Origin of the sequence: Sphingomonas fuzhouensis, from assembly GCF_034659795.1 — a bacterium.
GTDB lineage: Bacteria > Pseudomonadota > Alphaproteobacteria > Sphingomonadales > Sphingomonadaceae > Sphingomonas > Sphingomonas fuzhouensis.
This window is the reverse complement of record NZ_JAXSQY010000005.1, coordinates 160061-178680: the sequence shown is the minus strand read 5'-3', so window position 1 is coordinate 178680 and position 18620 is coordinate 160061. Positions and strand designations below refer to the sequence as shown.

The 18620-nt window shown below is 66.9% G+C and carries 18 protein-coding genes; 6 read left to right on the top strand and 12 right to left on the bottom strand.

Features of this window, described 5'->3' with window-relative positions; translation table 11 throughout:
• Positions 1-39: 39 nt before the first annotated feature.
• From rlmN to U1H82_RS12350, 3 genes are all read right to left on the bottom strand, one after another.
• Complete coding sequence (gene rlmN, locus U1H82_RS12360) at positions 40-1248, bottom strand: dual-specificity RNA methyltransferase RlmN (protein WP_058744475.1); 1209 nt, start codon at positions 1246-1248, stop codon at positions 40-42.
• 156 nt (positions 1249-1404) lie between these two features.
• Positions 1405-1872: an invasion associated locus B family protein gene (locus U1H82_RS12355; protein ID WP_322965248.1), complete on the bottom strand. Its 468-nt coding sequence runs from the start codon at positions 1870-1872 to the stop codon at positions 1405-1407.
• Positions 1869-2513, bottom strand: a complete 645-nt coding sequence (locus tag U1H82_RS12350) for a histidine phosphatase family protein (RefSeq protein WP_322965247.1) — start codon at positions 2511-2513, stop codon at positions 1869-1871. The genes U1H82_RS12355 and U1H82_RS12350 overlap by 4 nt, the downstream gene beginning before the upstream one ends.
• A gap of 145 nt (positions 2514-2658) precedes the next feature.
• Here U1H82_RS12350 and U1H82_RS12345 point away from each other — a divergent pair, with 145 nt between their 5' ends.
• From U1H82_RS12345 to recF, 4 genes are all read left to right on the top strand, one after another.
• Entirely contained in the window at positions 2659-3267 is a 609-nt protein-coding gene (locus U1H82_RS12345; RefSeq protein ID WP_257575250.1) for an outer membrane protein, read from the top strand.
• Positions 3268-3418: 151 nt separating this feature from the next.
• Entirely contained in the window at positions 3419-4534 is a 1116-nt protein-coding gene (dnaN, locus tag U1H82_RS12340) for a DNA polymerase III subunit beta (RefSeq protein WP_322965246.1), read from the top strand.
• 10 nt (positions 4535-4544) lie between these two features.
• Complete coding sequence (locus U1H82_RS12335; RefSeq protein ID WP_322965245.1) at positions 4545-4973, top strand: type II toxin-antitoxin system PemK/MazF family toxin; 429 nt, start codon at positions 4545-4547, stop codon at positions 4971-4973.
• A 185-nt stretch (positions 4974-5158) separates the two neighbouring features.
• A complete protein-coding gene (gene recF / locus U1H82_RS12330; RefSeq protein WP_322965396.1) occupies positions 5159-6202 on the top strand; it encodes a DNA replication/repair protein RecF in 1044 nt (347 codons plus the stop codon).
• Between the two features lie 128 nt (positions 6203-6330).
• Here the strand turns inward: recF and U1H82_RS12325 are convergent, their stop codons facing one another.
• Positions 6331-6717, bottom strand: a complete 387-nt coding sequence (locus U1H82_RS12325) for a hypothetical protein (protein ID WP_322965244.1) — start codon at positions 6715-6717, stop codon at positions 6331-6333.
• Positions 6718-6911: 194 nt separating this feature from the next.
• Between U1H82_RS12325 and gyrB the strand changes: the two genes are divergently transcribed.
• Entirely contained in the window at positions 6912-9404 is a 2493-nt protein-coding gene (gene gyrB / locus U1H82_RS12320; RefSeq protein ID WP_322965243.1) for a DNA topoisomerase (ATP-hydrolyzing) subunit B, read from the top strand.
• Positions 9405-9465: 61 nt separating this feature from the next.
• Complete coding sequence (locus U1H82_RS12315) at positions 9466-10215, top strand: class I SAM-dependent methyltransferase (protein WP_322965242.1); 750 nt, start codon at positions 9466-9468, stop codon at positions 10213-10215.
• Between the two features lie 206 nt (positions 10216-10421).
• Here U1H82_RS12315 and U1H82_RS12310 read toward each other — a convergent pair whose 3' ends face one another.
• The 8 genes from U1H82_RS12310 to thiD all read right to left on the bottom strand — a co-directional run bounded on the left by U1H82_RS12310 (position 10422) and on the right by thiD (position 18540).
• Positions 10422-11456, bottom strand: a complete 1035-nt coding sequence (locus U1H82_RS12310; protein ID WP_322965241.1) for a sensor histidine kinase — start codon at positions 11454-11456, stop codon at positions 10422-10424.
• Positions 11457-11466: 10 nt separating this feature from the next.
• Positions 11467-11910 (bottom strand): response regulator, encoded by a 444-nt coding sequence (locus tag U1H82_RS12305; RefSeq protein WP_322965240.1) that lies wholly within the window; start codon positions 11908-11910, stop codon positions 11467-11469.
• Entirely contained in the window at positions 11911-13410 is a 1500-nt protein-coding gene (locus tag U1H82_RS12300; protein ID WP_322965239.1) for a sensor histidine kinase, read from the bottom strand. It lies immediately after the preceding gene.
• A gap of 75 nt (positions 13411-13485) precedes the next feature.
• The gene (locus tag U1H82_RS12295) at positions 13486-14247 is read right to left on the bottom strand and encodes an exonuclease domain-containing protein (protein ID WP_322965238.1); all 762 of its coding nucleotides are present in this window, start codon (positions 14245-14247) and stop codon (positions 13486-13488) included.
• A gap of 39 nt (positions 14248-14286) precedes the next feature.
• Complete coding sequence (gene folP / locus U1H82_RS12290; protein ID WP_322965237.1) at positions 14287-15342, bottom strand: dihydropteroate synthase; 1056 nt, start codon at positions 15340-15342, stop codon at positions 14287-14289.
• A gap of 141 nt (positions 15343-15483) precedes the next feature.
• The gene (locus U1H82_RS12285; RefSeq protein ID WP_322965236.1) at positions 15484-16623 is read right to left on the bottom strand and encodes a site-specific DNA-methyltransferase; all 1140 of its coding nucleotides are present in this window, start codon (positions 16621-16623) and stop codon (positions 15484-15486) included.
• 328 nt (positions 16624-16951) lie between these two features.
• Complete coding sequence (gene rnhB, locus U1H82_RS12280; RefSeq protein WP_322965235.1) at positions 16952-17548, bottom strand: ribonuclease HII; 597 nt, start codon at positions 17546-17548, stop codon at positions 16952-16954.
• Between the two features lie 164 nt (positions 17549-17712).
• Entirely contained in the window at positions 17713-18540 is an 828-nt protein-coding gene (thiD, locus tag U1H82_RS12275; RefSeq protein WP_322965234.1) for a bifunctional hydroxymethylpyrimidine kinase/phosphomethylpyrimidine kinase, read from the bottom strand.
• Positions 18541-18620: the final 80 nt, after the last annotated feature.

The window sequence follows — 18620 nt, the reverse complement described above, 5'->3', positions numbered from 1 at the left end:
CCCGCCCGCGATAGCGGGTGGGAAGGGTGAGGGCAGGTTTCACCCCAAAGCCGCGAACTTCTCTTCCGCCTCGCGGTCCAGCTGTGCGCGGCTCTTCTTTTCCGCAGCCGTCTTCAACTGGCCGCAGGCCGCATCGATATCGCGCCCGCGCGGGGTGCGTACCGGCGCCGAGATGCCACCCTCGAACACGATGTCGGAGAACCGCCGAATCCGCTCCGGCGTCGAGCATTCGTAATCGGCACCCGGCCAGGGGTTGAACGGGATCAGGTTCACCTTGGCGGGCAGATCGTAATGGCGCAGCAGCCGGACCAGTTCATGCGCATCGGCGTCCGAGTCGTTCTTGTCCTTCAGCATCACATATTCGAACGTGATGCGCCGGGCGTTGTTCGCACCCGGATAGTCGGCGCAGGCCTGCAGCAGTTCCTCGATGCCGTATTTCTTATTGAGCGGCACCAGCTCGTCGCGCACGTCCTTGGTCACGGCGTGCAGCGACACGGCCAGGTTCACGCCGATCTCCGCACCCGCCCGCGCCATCATCGGCACGACGCCGCTGGTCGAGAGCGTAATGCGACGCTTGGACAGCGCCAGCCCGTCGCCGTCCATCACCAGCTTCAGCGCGTCGCGCACCGCATCGAAATTATAGAGCGGCTCGCCCATGCCCATCATGACGATGTTGGTCAGCATCCGCCCCTCGGGCTGGCTGGGCCATTCGCCGAGCGAGTCGCGCGCCAGCATGACCTGCCCGACGATCTCGCCCGCGGTCAGGTTGCGGACCAGCCGCATCGTGCCGGTGTGGCAGAAGCGGCAGTTGAGCGTGCAGCCGACCTGGCTCGACACGCACAGGGTCCCCCGATCGGCGTCGGGGATGAACACCATCTCGTAATCCTGCCCATCGGCCGAGCGCAGCAGCCACTTGCGCGTGCCGTCGCTCGACACCTGCGCCTCGACCACCTCGGGGCGGCCGATGACGAAGCGTTCCTCCAGCCAGGGATGCTGCGCCTTGGCGATGTCGGTCATGTCGGCGAAGCGAGTCGCGCCGCGATTATAGAGCCAGTGCCAGATCTGCTTGGAGCGCAGCTTGGCCTGCTTCAACTCCATGCCGCCGGACAGCAACGCCTCGCGCAGCTGGTCCTTGGTCAGGCCGATCAGGTCGACGCGACCATCGGGACGCGGTTGCACGCCACGCGGCACGGGCACGGGATCGATGTGCCCCGGAATGGGCATGAGGGCGGCCGAAACTGTCTGCATTGCGCGGCCATAGCGCAAAATCGCGGCGATTTCCATCCTCCCCTGCAAGGGGAGGTGGCAGGCCGAAGGCCTGACGGAGGGGTGTCGCGCTATCGAGGGGGGACACCCCTCCGACGCGCTACGCGCGCCACCTCCCCTTCCAGGGGAGGAAAGCTTTTAACCCGCCACACACACCAGCGTCGCCGCATCGATCGCCGCCGCCGCGCCTGCCAGCGCATAGGTGTCGGCAAAGGGCCGGTGGCGCGGGTCGACGGCGGAGACGCTCATGCTGCGGCCCGATCGCATGGCCATGACCAGCGCGTGGTCGGTGGCGGCATCGGGGGCCCAGACATCTTTGTCCGTGCCGACCAGCGGAAAGCGCCGCTCGCCGATCGCTAGCGTGACGGCGGCGGCGCGGTCGCGCGGGAGGCTCAGATGCGCGTGGAAGGATTCGCGCAGGCGCTTGGCGGGCCAGGTGCCGACGCTGGCGAATCCGCCCGTCCGTCCGTTCGCCAGCACCGGCTTGGCGATGGCATAGCAGCGATCGGGATCGCGAAACGCACCCCAGCCCTTGTAGATGCCGATCGTCTCGCGCGCGAGGACGGGGGCGGCGACCAGTACGAGGCAGAGCGCGATGCGCCTCATGGGCAGGCCCGGTGGATCACCGTCTCTTGGCCGCCCTCGACCATCACGATCGATCCCTGCGGCAGGCGTTCGGCGACGGGTACGCCGCATAGCGAATCGTCGGGCAACCCCAGCAGCAACCCGCGCAGCACCCGGCTGGACAGGCCGTGCATCAGGATCAGCCGGTCGCCGTCATGTCCGGCAGTGTCCGCCATCCACGCCGACAGTCGCGCCGCCATCGCCGCATAGCGTTCGCCATCGGGTGCGCCCACCGCCATGCCGTGCGGATGGACGATGGGGCCATGGATCGCGGTCAGCGCCGCGAAATCCTGTCCGCCCCAGCTGCCGAAACCCAGTTCGATCAACCGCAGATCATGCCGCGTGTCGTGCCAGTCGAGCACCAGATGCTCGGCGATCACCGCCAGCGTCTGAAGCGCGCGGCCCGCCGGCGAGGACCAGAGGGTCAGCGCAGGGGACTCGCCCAGTCGTTCGCGCAACGCTTCGCCGATCGCTTCGGCCTGCGCGAATCCCCGGCGGGTCAGCGGTGTGTGCAGCGCGACCCGGTCGCCCTGGATGCGTCCGATCCGGTTGAACACCGTCTCGCCATGCCGGGCGATATAGTCGCGGCCTTTGCGGGCGGGCGGGGCGGGGCGGGTGGTCATGACCCGCCATCCCTGTCGCGGCTGTTGCGTCTATGCAACGCTTTTTCCTGTTTAGCTGAGGTTCATGCAACGTCCGACGTTTCGCGCCATTGGTGCCGCAACCGCCGAATGTAACGGCGGCCGGTACAGTAATGGAGTATAGTGTATGCGTAAGCTCATGCTCGCCGCCCTGGCGACCTCGGCAGCCATCGCCGCTGCGGCCCCCGCCGCCGCCCAGACCGCGCAGCCCTTCACTGGTTTCCGCGTCGAGGGCCTGATTGGCTATGACAGCCTCAACGATCGTCAGGGTCAGGACAAGAGTTCGAGCGACGGCGTGCTCTATGGCGCCGCGATCGGGTACGACATTCCGGCAGGTCCGGTGGTGCTGGGCGCCGAGGGCGAGATTTCGGGCAGCAGCTCGGATACCCGCAGCAACGGCATCCGCGTGCCCGGCGACCAGTTCCGCCTGGGCGCAGGCCGTGACCTCTATGCCGGTGCGCGCGTCGGCTATATCATCTCGCCGGTCGCGATGGGCTATCTGAAGGCCGGTTACACCAATGCCAAGTTCGATGCGCGCTACACGACGGCGGGCGTCACCACGTCCAACGATCAGGAAGTCGGCGGCTATCGCCTGGGCGCAGGACTCGAATATGCGATCAGCCCCAACACCTTCGTAAAGGGCGAATATCGCTATTCGCATTATGACGAACTGGACGGCGTCGGCATCAACCCGAACCGCCACCAGCTGATGGCGGGCCTGGGCCTGCGCTTCTGACGCGGGATTCTTTTCCACATTAACGGTGGTTTTACTACCAATGATGGAGGGGTCGGAGCCTTGCTTCGGCCCCTTCTTGGCGGGTAGGAACCAAGGCCATTTATCACTATCGGATTCAGGCCATGCGGTCGTTCCGGCGGGGGATCAGGAAATGAAGGCGACGATCGAACGCGCAACGCTGCTCAAGGGGTTGAGCCATGTCCAGTCGGTGGTGGAGCGGCGGAATACCATTCCGATCCTCTCCAACGTGCTGCTGGAGGCGACCGCCGAGGGCCAGCTGCGCATGATGGCGACCGACCTGGACCTGCAGATCAACGACAGCGTGGCGGCGGCGGTCGACCAGCCGGGTTCGACCACCGTGTCGGCGCACACGCTGTTCGACATCGCGCGCAAGCTGCCGGAAGGGTCGCAGGTCCAGCTGACCGCTGCCGAGGGGCGGATGACCATCGTGGCGGGCCGCGCCCGCTTCTCGCTCGGCACCCTGCCCCGCGACGACTTCCCGGTCATTGCCGAGGGCGAACTGCCGACCCAGTTCGAGCTGTCGGTCGAACTGCTCAAGCAGATCATCGACAAGACCCGCTTCGCCATCTCGACCGAAGAGACGCGTTACTACCTCAACGGCATCTTCCTGCACGTCGCCGAGGATAACGGGGCGCCCGTGCTGAAGGCCGCCGCCACCGACGGCCATCGTCTGGCGCGCGTTACCATCGAGCGCCCGAACGGCGCCGAGGGCATGCCCGATGTCATCGTGCCGCGTAAGTGCGTCGGCGAGCTGCGCAAGCTGCTCGACGAGGTCGACGGCTCGGTCGGCGTGTCGCTGTCGGGCACCAAGATTCGCTTCGACCTGGGCCAGGCGATCCTGACCTCCAAGCTGATCGACGGCACCTTCCCCGATTACAGCCGCGTCATCCCGACCGCGAACGACAAGATCCTGAAGCTGGACCCCAAGGCGTTCATGCAGGGCGTCGACCGCGTCTCGACCATCGCGACCGAAAAGACCCGCGCGGTGAAGATGGCGCTCGATCGCGACCGCATCACCCTGTCGGTGACCAGCCCCGAAAACGGCACGGCATCGGAAGAGGTGCCGGGCGAATATACGTCGCTGGGCTTCGAGATCGGGTTCAACAGCCGCTATCTGCTCGACATCCTGGCGCAGATCGACAGCGACACGGTGGAGGTCCACCTGGCCGACGCCGCCGCGCCGACGCTGATCCGCGAGAATGACAAGGCGCCCGCGCTCTACGTGCTGATGCCGATGCGGGTGTAAGCGCCGGTCGATGGCACTGCTCTATTATCCGCGAGCGGGGGAGATTCTGATCTGCCGCTACGACGAGGTGGTAATGGAGCCGGAAATGCGAAAGGCGCGGCCGGCGCTGGTCGTGGGGCCGCGCCTTCGGCGTCGGGGGCGTCTGGTGACGGTGGTGCCACTCAGCACCACGGCACCGGAGCCGCCCGAAGCCTATCATTGTCAGATCACTCTGACCGTACCTCTGCCGCCGCCGTTCGACAGCCCGGTCATGTGGGCAAAATGCGATATGCTGTCGCCGGTCTCGATCGATCGATTGGATCGTTTCAAACAGCCCCGACAACGCGGCGACCAAGGTCGGCAATGGGTTTCCGGACAGGTCGAGCCGGATACGTTGCGAGATGTGAAGGCTGCCATTCTGTGCGGACTCGGTCTCGATTCCTTGACAAAATGGCTTTGATCGACTAGGTGAACGGAGTTCCCGCTCTGCTTCGGTATCGGGCTTGGAGACTGTCCTTTCGGGGGCAGCCGACCTCACTCCCGGCGATAACAAGCCTGTGGGGTCGTAGATAGGAAAGGGCCGCTTCGGTGGCCCTTTCTTTTTGCGTGCGGGACACGGATTTCTGCCATAGCCGTCTGGCAACCATGCTCACCCGCCTTGTCCTCACCGATTTCCGCAATCATGCCGACCTCGCGCTTCATCCGGGCGCGGGGTTTGTCGTGCTGACCGGCGAGAATGGGGCGGGGAAGACCAATGTGCTGGAGGCGGTGTCGCTGCTCGCGCCCGGCCGGGGCCTGCGGCGGGCGAGCCTGTCGGCGATGGCGCGGCAGGGCGGCAAGGGCGGGTTCGGCGTCGCCGCGACGATTGTCGGGGACGTCGAAATCGCGACCGGCGCACTGCCCTCCGCGCCCGAGCGGCGGGTGGTGCGGGTGCAGGGGGCGGCGACGAGCGCCAATGCGCTGGCGGACTGGCTGTCGGTCCTGTGGCTGACCCCGGCGATGGATCGGCTGTTCGTCGAGCCCGCGTCCGAGCGGCGGCGGTTTCTCGACCGGCTGGTGCTGGCACTGGCCCCGGCGCATGGGATGCACGCGACCCGCTATGACGCGGCGATGCGCGAGCGCAACCGGCTGCTCGCCAGTGAGGGGCCGGTCGATCCCGACTGGCTGAGCGCGCTGGAGGCGCGGATGGTCGAGCATGGCGCGGCGATCGATGCCGCGCGCGTGGCGGCGGTGGCGGCGCTCGACCAGCGGCTGGTGGAGGTGCCTGACAGCGTGTTCGCGCGCGCCTCGCTCGCGCTGGAGGGAGAGGCGATCGATCCGGCGGGTTTCGGCCATGCGCTGGCGATGGGACGCAGGCGGGATGCGGCGGCGGGGCGGACGCTGGTCGGGCCGCACCGTGCCGATCTGTCGGTGACGCATGTGGCGAAGGGGCAGGCGGCGGCGCTGTGTTCGACTGGTGAGCAAAAGGCCCTGCTGCTGGGCATCGTGCTCGCCCATGCCGATCTCGTGACCGAGCGGCGTGGGCAGCCGCCGGTCCTGTTGCTGGACGAGGTGGCGGCGCATCTCGACCCTTCGCGCCGGGCCGCGCTGTTCGAGCGGCTGGCGGGGCGCGGGCAGGTGTGGATGACGGGGACCGAGCCCGCCCTGTTCGTCGATGTGCCGGGAGAGGCGACACGGGTGGCGTTTTAGACCAGGATGACATGAGCTGGAATCGTCATTGCGAGCGTAGCGAAGCAATCCAGTGTCCGGGCAAGACGCTCTGGATTGCTTCGCTACGCTCGCAATGACGGATCGGGTCAAACTGACGTCATCGCGCTCTAGACCCGGCGACAGACCCGCATCGCCACCATATCCAGCGCACGGTCGTAACTGGCCGTCTCGCCCGCGCTCAGGAACCCTTGCTTCGCCACGAAGCGGTTCGCGTCGCGATGGATGCGCGCGACGTCGTTCCACAGCTTTTGCGCCTCGCGCTGCGTCAGGCGGCGGGCGGTGCGGGCGTTGCCGATATCGGCCTGCAGGATGTTGGCGCGCATCGATATATGCGCCTGGCGCGGATCGCGGTTGATGCCGCCGACCTGTCCCTTGATCGCGCGCTGCTGCGCCAGGTTGCAGCTGGGATAGTCGCGCCGCATCGGCTGGGCCGACAGCGGGGCGGCGGCGAGCGTCGCCAGCATGGTCGCGAGGATGAAGGCTTTGCCGGTCATCGCAATCTCCAATGGCAAAAGGCGGGAAAGGATACGCGCAAGGGCGGCGATGGGCTCCCGATCCGGGCATGAAATCGGCGTCACGGACGCTTCGTCACACGCCGGTTTCGTCGCCTGTCGCAAGAGGGCGTGAAAGGGGCGCGCTGCGTGCCATTTTGCTTCCCCTTAGGGGCGGTAATTCCTATATACTCGCTATGGCAGATACCCCCCAGACGAATGAGTACGGCGCCTCCTCGATCAAGGTGCTGAAGGGCCTCGACGCGGTGCGCAAGCGGCCGGGCATGTATATCGGCGACACCGACGACGGCTCGGGCCTCCACCACATGGTGTTCGAGGTCAGCGACAACGCGATCGACGAAGCGCTGGCGGGGCATTGCGACCGCATCGATATCCAGCTGAACGCCGACGGCTCGGTCAGCGTGACCGACAATGGTCGCGGCATCCCAACCGGCATCCACCCCGAAGAGGGCGTGTCGGCGGCCGAGGTCATCATGACCCAGCTGCACGCGGGCGGCAAGTTCGAGAATACCAGCGACGACAACGCCTATAAGGTCTCGGGCGGCCTGCACGGCGTCGGCGTGTCGGTGGTCAACGCGCTGTCCGAATTCCTGGACCTGACCATCTGGCGCGATGGCGAAGAGCATTACATGCGCTTCGCGCACGGCGATGCGGTCGCGCCGCTGAAGGTCGTCGGCAAGGCCGAGCCGGGGCAGAAGGGCACTCGCGTGACCTTCCTGCCATCGCCCGCAACCTTCAAGATCACCGAGTTCGACTTCGCCAAGCTCGAGCATCGCTATCGCGAGCTGGCCTTCCTGAACTCGGGCGTGCGTCTGTTCCTGACCGATGCGCGGCATGACGAGCCCAAGACGGTGGAGCTGTATTATGAGGGCGGGATCGCCGCTTTCGTGAAGTGGCTGGACCGGTCCAAGTCGCCGCTTTTCCCCGAACCCATCGCCATTCATGGTCAGCGCGATGCGATCGGCATGGACGTCGCCCTGGAATGGAATGACAGCTATTATGAGAACGTCCTGGCGTTCACCAACAACATCCCCCAGCGCGACGGCGGCACGCATATCGCCGCCTTCCGCGCGGCGCTGACCCGCACGCTCAACAATTATGCCGACAAGTCGGGCCTCCTGAAGAAGGAGAAGGTCACGCTGACCGGCGACGACATGCGCGAAGGGCTGACCGCGATCGTCTCGGTCAAGCTGCCCGATCCGAAGTTCAGCAGCCAGACCAAGGACAAGCTGGTCTCGTCCGAGGTGCGCCAGCCGCTGGAGTCCTTGATCGCCGACAAGCTGGCCGACTGGCTGGAGGAAAATCCGCAGAATGCGCGCGCCATCATCGCGAAGGTGATCGACGCCGCCGCCGCGCGCGAGGCCGCCAAGCGCGCGCGCGAACTGACCCGGCGCAAGGGCGTGATGGACATCGCCTCGCTGCCCGGCAAGCTGGCCGATTGCCAGGAGCGCGATCCCGCCAAGTCCGAACTCTTCCTGGTCGAGGGTGACTCGGCCGGTGGTTCGGCCAAGCAGGGGCGCAACCGCCATTTCCAGGCGATCCTGCCCTTGCGCGGCAAGATCCTGAACACCGAGCGGGCACGGTTCGACCGCATGATCTCGTCGCGCGAGATCGGCACGCTGATCCAGGCGATGGGCACCGGCATCGGTCGCGACGATTTCAACACGGACAAGCTGCGCTACCACAAGATCGTCATCATGACCGACGCAGACGTCGATGGCGCGCATATCCGCACGCTGCTGCTGACCTTCTTCTACCGTCAGATGCCCGAGCTGATCGAGCGCGGGCACCTCTATATCGCCCAGCCGCCGCTCTACAAAGCGACCAAGGGGCGGTCGGAGGTCTATCTCAAGGACGACACCGCGCTCGACGAATATCTGGTCGAGGCGGGCGTTGCGACCATGGTGCTGGAAGGGCCGGGGGGCGCGCGGTCGGGCAACGACCTGAAGGCGCTGGTCGATCACGCACGGCGGATGCGCACGCTGATGCGGTATGTGCCGCGCCGCTATGACGCGTCGATCATCGAGGTGCTGGCGCTGGCGGGCGCGCTCGACCCCGTGCTGACCCGCGAGCAGCGCATGGCGACGGTGGTCGAAACCACGCGGCGGCTGGAATCGGGCGATCACGAGGCGCGCTGGTCGGCACGGCTAACCGAGGATGGCGGCGTCCATTTCGAGCGGCTGTGGCGCGGCGTGACCGATCACCATATCGTCGAGGCCAGCTTCATCGCCTCGGCCGAGGCGCGCAAGCTGCACACGCTGGCGTCCGAACAGGCCGAGAGTTTCGCCCAGGCGGGCAAGCTGGTGCCGCTGCGCAGCGCCGCGACCGAGCCATCGGCCGATGTCGTACCGACTGACGAGGAGGGCCACACCACCACGCTGGCGCGCGGCGAAACCCGCGTCGCGCGGCCGAGCCAGTTGCTGGAGGCGATCCTGACTTCGGGCCGCAAGGGGCTGGCGATCCAGCGCTATAAAGGCCTGGGCGAGATGAATGCCGAGCAGTTGTGGGAAACCACGCTCGACCCGGCCGTTCGCTCGATGCTGCGCGTGACCTCGGACGATGTCGCGGCGGCGGACGAGGTGTTCAGCCGGTTGATGGGCGAAGTCGTCGAACCGCGCCGCGAGTTCATTCAGGACAATGCGCTGAACGTGGCGAATCTGGACGTGTAAGCCACCGGGACCCCGCGCTGTCGATGCAGAGCGGGGGACATCGGGATCGAGGAGAGCAGGCATGAAGGCGATCGCACTGGGACTGATGCTGGCGGCGGGCACCACCGTCGCGGTGGCGCAGCACAAGCCTGCCGCTCCGGCCAAGGTCCCCGCCACGATCGCCGCCGCGCTGGCCGATCCCGCACGAGCCGATCAGGCGGGTGACGACGAACGGCGTCAGGCGGCGGCGGTGCTCGCCTTTTCGGGTGTGAAGCCCGGCGACACGGTAATCGATTACCTGCCGGGCAAGGGCTATTGGACGCGCATCTTCTCCGGCATCGTCGGGCCCAAGGGGCATGTCTATGCCTATTGGCCCGCCGCCGGGCAGAAATATGCGGAAAAGTCCCTGCCCACGATCCAGGGTTGGAAGTTGCCCAACGTGACGGCGCAGGTGCAGGCGGTGAACCTGCCCGCCTCGGACAAGCCGGTCGACCTGTTCTGGACCGTCCAGAATTATCATGACGTCGCCAATAATGCGGGCGAACCGGCGCTGCGCGCCTTCGACCAGGCGGTGTTCAAGCTGCTGAAGTCGGGCGGCACCTATGTCATCATCGATCATGCCGATACGGTGGGCAGGGGGCTGGCCAATACCAACACGACCCACCGGATCGATCCCGAGGCCGTCAAGCGCCAGGTCCAGTCGGTCGGTTTCCGCTTCGTCGGGGAAAGCCGGGTGCTGCGCAATCCCGAGGACGATCATTCGAAGAATGTCTTCGACCCCGCCATTCGCGGGCGGACCGACCAGTTCGTCTACAAATTCCGCAAGCCCTGAGGCCGGTAAGCGAAAGGGGCGCCTGGAGAAGGATGACATGAGCCGGATTCGGCATCGCGAGCGTAGCGAAGCAATCCAGTGTCCGGGCAAGACGCTCTGGATTGCTTCGCTACGCTCGCAATGACGCAGGGCAATCTGACGTCATCCCGCTATAAGGCCTCTCCCGGTGGGGGGAGAGGCGCAGGCTGGCTTCGCCCGACGCTGGCTTAGACGGGTACGCGCAGCATCGCCCGCACCCCGCGATGGGATGGGTCATATTCCACCGCCGTCTGCAGGCTCTGCGCCATCGCGCGGATCAGCTTGGCGCCCAGGCCGGTGCCTTGCGGTTTCTGGTCCGCCGCCATGCCGCAGCCGTCATCCTCGACTGCCAACAGGCAATGGCCATCCGCCTGGGCGACCGAAATCCGAACCTCGCCCGCGCGGCCCGGATAGGCATATTTGCAGGCATTGGTGACCAGTTCGGTGACGATCACCCCGATCGACACCGCGCGGTCGGTCTTCACCCGGATCGGTTCGGCGGACAGGGTCAGCGTACGGGGCAGGACATCGCTCGACCAGCTTTCGCCCAGTTCCTCGATCAGCGCGCCCAGATAGTCGCGCAGGTCGACCTGTTCGACGTCATTGGCGGTATAGAGCCGCCGGTGCACCTGCGCGATCGCGCGGATGCGGCGTTGCGTATCCTCCAGCGCCTCGCGCGCCAGGCCGTCGGGCATGACGCCCTTCTGCAACCCGATCATCGCCGAGACGAGTTGCAGCGAGTTGGCGACGCGGTGATTCACCTCGCTCAGCATCGCCTCCAGCCGGGCGTTGGTGGCGCGCAGCTCGGCCTCGGCACAGGCCTTGGCCCGCTCCAGCCGGGCGCGGTCGAGCACCTGCGCGAAGGTGGCCGAGAGCAGGTCGAAGAAATCCTCCCCGACCGTCTTCACCACATAATCGGCCGCCCCCGCCTTCAGCGCGGCGACGGCGATCCGCCCCTCGTCCGATCCGGTGACATAGACGACCGGCGGTGATCCCGGCAGGGCGGTGATCGCGGCCAGCGTCTCCAGCCCGTCCATGCCGGGCATATAATGGTCGACCGCGACCAGATCGAAGCCGCCGTCCGCCGCCATCGCAAGGCCCTCGCCACCCGAGGCGGCGCATGCGACCGCATAGCCCCGCCGCTCCAGCGCGCGCGACACCAGCCGCCGCAGCGCGTCGTCATCGTCGATATAGAGGATGCGGGGGGCCGGGCCGCTCGTCATGACGGGGCGATCAGCCCTCGACCTCGGGCACCTGGATCACCGACAGGAACAGGCCCAGCTGGCGGATCGCCTGGGCGAAATTCTCGTAATTCACCGGCTTGGTGATGTAGACGTTACAGCCCAGATCGTAGCAGCGCTGGATTTCCACCTTGTCGTCGGTGGTGGTCAGCACGACGACGGGCGCACGGCGCAGCGGGCTGCTGTCGTCCTTGATCTTGGCCAGGATGTCGGTGCCGCTCATGTCGGGCAGGTTGAGGTCAAGCAGGACCAGCGCCGGGCCGCTCTTGGCCGGGCCGTCGGGCGCATGGAACAGATAGTCGAGCGCGGTCGTCCCATCGGTGAAGTGCCGGATGTCGTTCAGGATACCGGCGCGCCGGATATTCTTCTCGATCAGGCGGGCATGGCCTTCATCGTCTTCGATCATGACGATGCCCACGGAGCGATGGTCGTTCATTCAGGCGCCTTCGATGGAGAGGGTGGGAGGTAGCGACAGGAAGAAGGTCGCGCCTTCACCCAGTTGAGATTCGACCGAAATCGTGCCGCCCAGCCGATAGGCGAGCGCGCGGACATGGGCGAGGCCGATGCCTTCGCCCGGCTGGTCCTGCTGGCCCGAGCGGCGGAACAGGTCGAAGATGCGCTGATGGTCGCGCGGATCGATGCCGCGGCCATTGTCGCGCACCGCCACGATCACCCGGCCGTGCGTCTCCTTGGCGGAGACATGCACCTCGGCGGCACGGTCGGGATGGCGATATTTGGTGGCGTTCTCGACTAGGTTGGAGAGAATTTGCTCCAGCGCGATCCGGTCGCTGACGATCATCGGCATGGGGCGCTCGATCGTCACGGTGACGCCGCGATTGTCGATCACCTGACGCATCGAATCGGTGATCTGCTCGACCAGCTGGTCCAGCGGAATCATCTCGGGTGCCAGCACGCGGCGCCCTTCGCGGCTGAGCTTCAGGATGGCGTTGATCAGCCGGTCCATCTTGGCGGTCGAGGTGCGGATGAAGCCGATCGCCTCGGGCAGGTCCTCGCGCGCGGCCAGGCGCGCCTCCTCGGTCACGATCTGCGGCGCCTCCGCCTCGGCCCGGTCGATCAGGTCGGCCAGCGGCTGGGTCGCGGCCGACAATTCGGCGGTGAAGCCCATGACATTGACCAGGGGCGAGCGCAGATCGTGGCTGACGATATAGGCGAAGCGCTGAATTTCCTCGTTCGCCAGCGCCAGGTCGGCGGTGCGTTCCTTGACCTGTTCCTCCAGCGTCGCATTGAGGTCGGCCAGCGCCAGCCGCGATTGCTGAAGATCATGGGTATAGCGGCGAACGGTCAGGAAGGAGAGGATCGATACCAGCAGGAACAGCAGGAGCGCGACCGCCGCCACGATCGAGAAGTGGCGGCGACCGGCGACCTGTTCGGCATCGCGCAGGGTCAGCAGGCGGCGTTCCTCGTTCGCCATGCGCTGGAAGACGGCGCGCAGTTCCTGCATCCGCCGCAAGCCGCTGTCCGTGCGGAACAGGCGAAGGGCTTCCGCGCCGCGCCCCTGTCGGACCAATTCGTTGGTCCGGCGCTGGGCGACGTCGAGCGCGGCCAGCCGCTGGATGACCAGGGCCATCGGCTCGCGCTGGTTCGGATTGTCGGCGGTCAGGCGGCGGAGTTCGGCGATCTGCGGGATCAGCGCGGCATGGGCGCGCGTGAAGCCTTCGAGAAAGGCCGGGGTTCCCGCCAGCATATAGCCCCGCCGCGCCGTTTCCTGCTGTTCGGTCAGCCGTCGCGCTTCGACCAGTACGGATTCGACGCGATAGGTGTGGATGATCCAGTCGGTATGCTCGTTTTCCTGGCGAATGGCATAGCCCGCCGCCACGACCGCCACGAGCAACGCCAGAAAGCCCGTCGCCATGGCGGCGATCAGGACACGGCCGACGGGTATCCCGCCAAATGGCGTGCGAGCCAACCCTTGCATGGATCATGCCTTATCGAAGGAATGGCAAAGACGCCAGACCGGTTTAGTTACGATCGTGACGACAATTAGGGACAGTTAGAGGAGCAGTTCCTGCGGGCTGGGACGCCCGACATGCCCGCCGCCGCGTCGGCGGGCCATTTCGGTTTCGGCGGTGAAGCGGATGTCGGGATCGCGGTCGCTCAGGAAGCCGATCAGCGATTCCTCGTCGATCTCGCGCCAGTCCTTGCCGCGATCGGGGCCGTAGCGGACGCGTGGCAACAGACCGGGACTGCGCGACCATTCGAGCAGCTGCGCCAGGCTCGCCTCGTTCAGCTGGTCGCGCAGGTGATGCGCGGTGACATAGGCGTCGGGAAAGGCGCGGTGGATGGGCAGGCCGCGTTCATGCACCAGCCCCTGCGGCTTGCGCCAATAGCGCAGCACCTGGTTGGAGAAGCTGGGGCTGTCGGGCCACAGGCGCAGCGCGCATTTCCAGGTGCAGATCCAGTCGGCCGACTGGGTCATCGCGGGCGTGCAATATTGCTGCTCGAAATCCGCCCGGTGCGCGGCGAGCGCGAGGCGGCGCGGCCAGGGGTCGAGCACGCGGCGCGCGACGTCATGCCACCAGGGCGCATCGGCGACCTGTTCGTCCAGGATATGGTGGATGGCCTGGGTGATCGGCGGGATGGGGCGGCCCGGATTGACCAGGATGCTGCCGCCTTCGCCCTCCAGCTCCCAGCGGCCGTCCTTGCCCAGCGCCACGTCCTGCCAGCCGATCTCGCACACGCCGTGGGTGGGCGGGGCCTGTCCGGTCGTCTCCAGGTCGATGACGCGGATAATCTGGGGCTGGGGACGTTGCATCGCCCCTATGTGGGCGTTCGGGCCCCGAAAAGCGAGAGTTTATCCCATCAGCGCGCGGTCGCGCAGCCCCCGCCAGACATGCAGCGCCTGTACGGTTTCCGCCACATCGTGCACGCGGATCAGTTGCACCCCCGCCTCGGCCCCCTTCACCGCCAGCGCCAGCGAACCGCCGAGCCGCGCATCGACGGGCGCCTCGTTCGACAGCGCGCCGATCATCCGCTTGCGGCTGGCCCCCAGCATGATCGGGCAGCCCAGGCCGTGGAAGATGGCCAGCCCGTTGATGAGGGCCAGATTGTCGGCCAGCGACTTGCCGAAGCCGATACCGGGATCGACCATGATCCGCGACCGGTCGACCCCCGCCGCCGCGACCGCCGCGATCCGCGCCTCCAGCCAGTCGAACACCTCGGTCAGCACATCGCCATAACCGACGCGGCCATGCCCGCCCTGCGCTGGATCGGGCGAGTGCATCAGGATCACCGGGCAGCCCGCCTTCGCGACCACCTCCAGCGCGCGGTCGTCCCACAGAAGTGCGGCGACATCGTTGACGATGCCAGCCCCCGCCGCCAGCGCCGCTTCCATCACGGCGGCCTTGCGCGTGTCGATCGATACCAGCGCACCGCCCTTGGCCAGCCGCTCGATGACGGGGGCGGTGCGGGCGATCTCGTCGCCTTCCCAGACGGGGGCGGCGCCGGGGCGGGTGGACTCGCCGCCCAGGTCGATGACCGCCGCACCCTGCGCGGCCATCGCCATGCCGCTGTCGGCCGCGGCGGCCGGGTCGCCGACATGCTGGCCGCCATCGGAGAAGCTGTCGGGGGTGACGTTCAGGATCGCGGCGACCTGCGGCTGGTCGAAGCGCAGGGTGCGCGGCCCCATGACCCAGGGCGCACGGGGGCTGATGAAGGCGGCGTGAAGCGCCTCGGCGCGGGGGGAGCCGCCCAATTCCTGCGCAAACCGCGCGATGGGGACGATGCGACGCTTGGTCCCTTCGCGGACTTCGTAGGCGGCGAACCACTGCATCCCACCCGCCAGCCGCGCGACGCTACCATCCTCCAGCCCGACGGGGGTATCGACGAATTGGACGGGGCGCAGGTGCATGTAACGATTCCTGATTCCTCCCCTGTAAGGGGAGGTGGCAGGCCGGAGGCCTGACGGAGGGGTGTCGCGCTATCGAGAGGGGTACACCCCTCCACCAGCTTCGCTGGTCCCCCTCCCCTTACAGGGGAGGAATAAGCGGTGTCAGGGCTGTGTCGCCAGCAGCCAGGTCTGGCGCATCGCGTCGATCGGCTTCAGCGCGCCCTTCTGCTCATAATGCCAGAAGGTCCAGCCATTGCAGGTCGGCCGGTTCTGAAGCAGCGAACCCAGCCGGTGGATCGACCCCGCCTGCCCGCATTCCGACAAAAGCGACCCGTCCGCCCGCACCGTCGCGCGCCATTTGCGCTTGGCATCCATGAGCGGCATGCCGGGCATCAGATAGCCATTTTCGACCAAGGTCCCGAACGCCACCTTGGGCTGTGCCTTGGGGCTCTGCATCGTCGCCAGCGCGCTTTCGTCGAGCGGCAGTGCGGCCTCGATCCGCTCGATCGCGGCGGCGCAATAGGTCGGCTCGCGCTCGATCCCGATCCAGCGGCGGCCGAGCCGCTTGGCGACCGCGCCGGTCGTGCCGGTGCCGAAGAAGGGGTCGGCGATCACGTCGCCCGGCCGGGTGCAGGCGAGCAGGATGCGATAGAGCAGCGCCTCGGGCTTCTGGGTCGGATGGACCTTGTGCCCGTCCTTCTTCAGCCGCTCCTGACCGCCGCAGATCGGAAATTCCCAGTCCGATCGCATCTGGATCTCGTCGTTCAGCGTCTTCATCGAGCGATAGTTGAAGGTGTATTTCGCCTTCTCGCCCTTCGATGCCCAGATCAGAGTTTCATGCGCGTTGGTGAAGCGGGTGCCCTTGAAATTGGGCATGGGGTTCGACTTGCGCCAGATGATGTCGTTCAAGATCCAGAAGCCCAGATCCTGCACCGCGGTCCCGACGCGGAAGATGTTGTGATAGCTGCCGATCACCCAGAGCGAGCCATTGTCCTTCAGCACGCGGTAGCATTCGGCGAGCCAGGCACGGGTGAAGGCGTCATAGGCGGCGAAGGTGTCGAACTTGTCCCAGGCGTCGGTGACGGCATCGACATGGCTGCCATCCGGGCGGAACAGTTCGCCGCCGAGCTGGAGATTATAGGGCGGGTCGGCGAAGACCATGTCGACCGACTTGTCGGGCAGCGAACGGAGCGCGGCGATGCAGTCGCCCATCAGGATCTGGTCGAGCGGCAGGTCGCTTTCGCGGTGCGCCGATACCGGCCGCGTCCCGATCGGCTTTGCCACCGTCTGGATCACCCCCATGTTAACCGTTCCTTCTACCCTCGAACCTTCGCATCCACCCGGAATGAGTCAGTCGTCAAGAGGCGATTCGCGTCCGCGACTCGCGGGAATCCGCCAGATTCGGCACAGCGTTGCGGTTTCGGGGCAGATATTGGGGGTGTGGATAACTTTGCCCCCAAGGGAGTGGGTGTGGCGATTGCGACTCGGGTTAATCTAAAATCCTCCCCATCGGAAGATGGGGAGGGGGACCGCGGCCGAAGGCCGTGGTGGAGGGGCATGGCCGGTCCGGCTCGCCCCTCCACCATTGCTGGCGCAATGGTCCCCCTCCCCAAGCAAGCTTGGGGAGGAATTAGAGGTCGAGGTAACACTGCGCCACGGGCGCGAAGCTGCGGCGGTGGAGGGGTGTCGGCCCATGGTCGCGAAGCGCCGCCAGATGTGTCGCCGAGCCGTAACCCTTGTTCGAATGCCAGCCATAAGCGGGCCATTGCTCGGCCGCTTCGATCATCATCTGGTCGCGGACATGCTTGGCGACGATCGAGGCCGCGCCGATCGCCAGCGACTTGGCATCGCCGCCGACGATCGCGGTGGCGGTATAGCCCCATTTTGGCAGGCGGTTGCCGTCGACCAGCACATGCGCGGGATGGCATCCCAGCGTCTGGGTCACCGCGTCGACCGCCAGGGTCATCGCCTTCATCGTCGCCCAATAGATATTGAGCCGGTCGATCTCCTCGGGGTGAACCACCCCGACGCCGACCACCGCACAGGCGCGGATTTCGGCACATAGCCGCGCGCGCGTCTTTTCGGTCAGCTGCTTGGAATCGTTGATGCCGCCGGGGCAATCGCGTTCGGGCAGGATCACGGCGGCCGCGACCACCGGCCCCGCCAGCGGTCCGCGCCCCGCCTCGTCCACGCCGCACAGGGGCATGGGGAAACCGGTATCGACCATGGCTGGGGCTTTATCGCGGGCGAGCGGGGATGGGAAGGTGCCTATTCCTCCCCTGTAAGGGGAGGTGGCGCGCGAAGCGCGTCGGAGGGGTGTCCTCCTCTCGATAGCGTGACACCCCTCCGTCAGGCCTCCGGCCTGCCACCTCCCCTGCGAGGGGAGGAATTTCACCCCCAACGCGCGGCGAAGGCGGCCGCGTCCCAGCCTTCGCGACTGATCGCGGCGAGCAGGTGGTAGAAGGGGACCATGCCCATCGCATGGCCCATCGGCCCATGTCCCCGGCCCAGCCCCGGCGCGGCGGCGAGCGCGGCCTGGACGAAGGCGATCGCGCGGTCGACCGCATCGGCGAGCGGCAATCCCTGGCCCAGCCCCGTCGCGATCGCGCTGGCCAGCGTGCAGCCGGTGCCATGGGTCGCGCTCGTCTCCAGCCGGGGATGCTGCCAGCGCTGTTCGCCGTTCGGCTCGACCAGCCGGTCCTCGATCACCGGGCCTTCGCCATGCCCGCCCTTGACCAACAGCGCGGGCGTCTGGTGCCGTACCACCGCCTCGCCGCCCAGCGCCGCCAGTTCGGGGAGATTGGGGGTGGTCAGCGCGGCAAGGCTCAGGAAGCGTCGAAAGGCGGCGATCACATCCGCGTCCGCCAGCACCGATCCGCTGGTCGCGATCATCACCGGGTCGAAGACGACCGGCAGCGCCAGCGCCTCCAGCCGGTCGGCCAGCGCATGCGCGGTCTCGGCCGATCCGATCATGCCGATCTTCACCGCATCCGCGCCGATATCGGCCAGCACGCTGTCGATCTGCGCCATCACCATGGCGGTGGGGACGGGGTGCACCGCCTGCACCCCCAGCGTGTTCTGCGCGGTGATCGCGGTGATCGCGGTCATCGGATGGCCGCCCAGCATCGCGACCGTCTTGATATCTGCCTGTATGCCCGCGCCGCCCCCGGAATCGGAGCCTGCGACGATCAGGATGCGGGGTAGGGGCGTGGCGCTCATATTTTTTCGTCATGCCCGGCGGGCCGGTGCCGGGCAAGCGCCACCGCGCGGGCAAGGGCGGAATCGGATGGCCGGTCCAG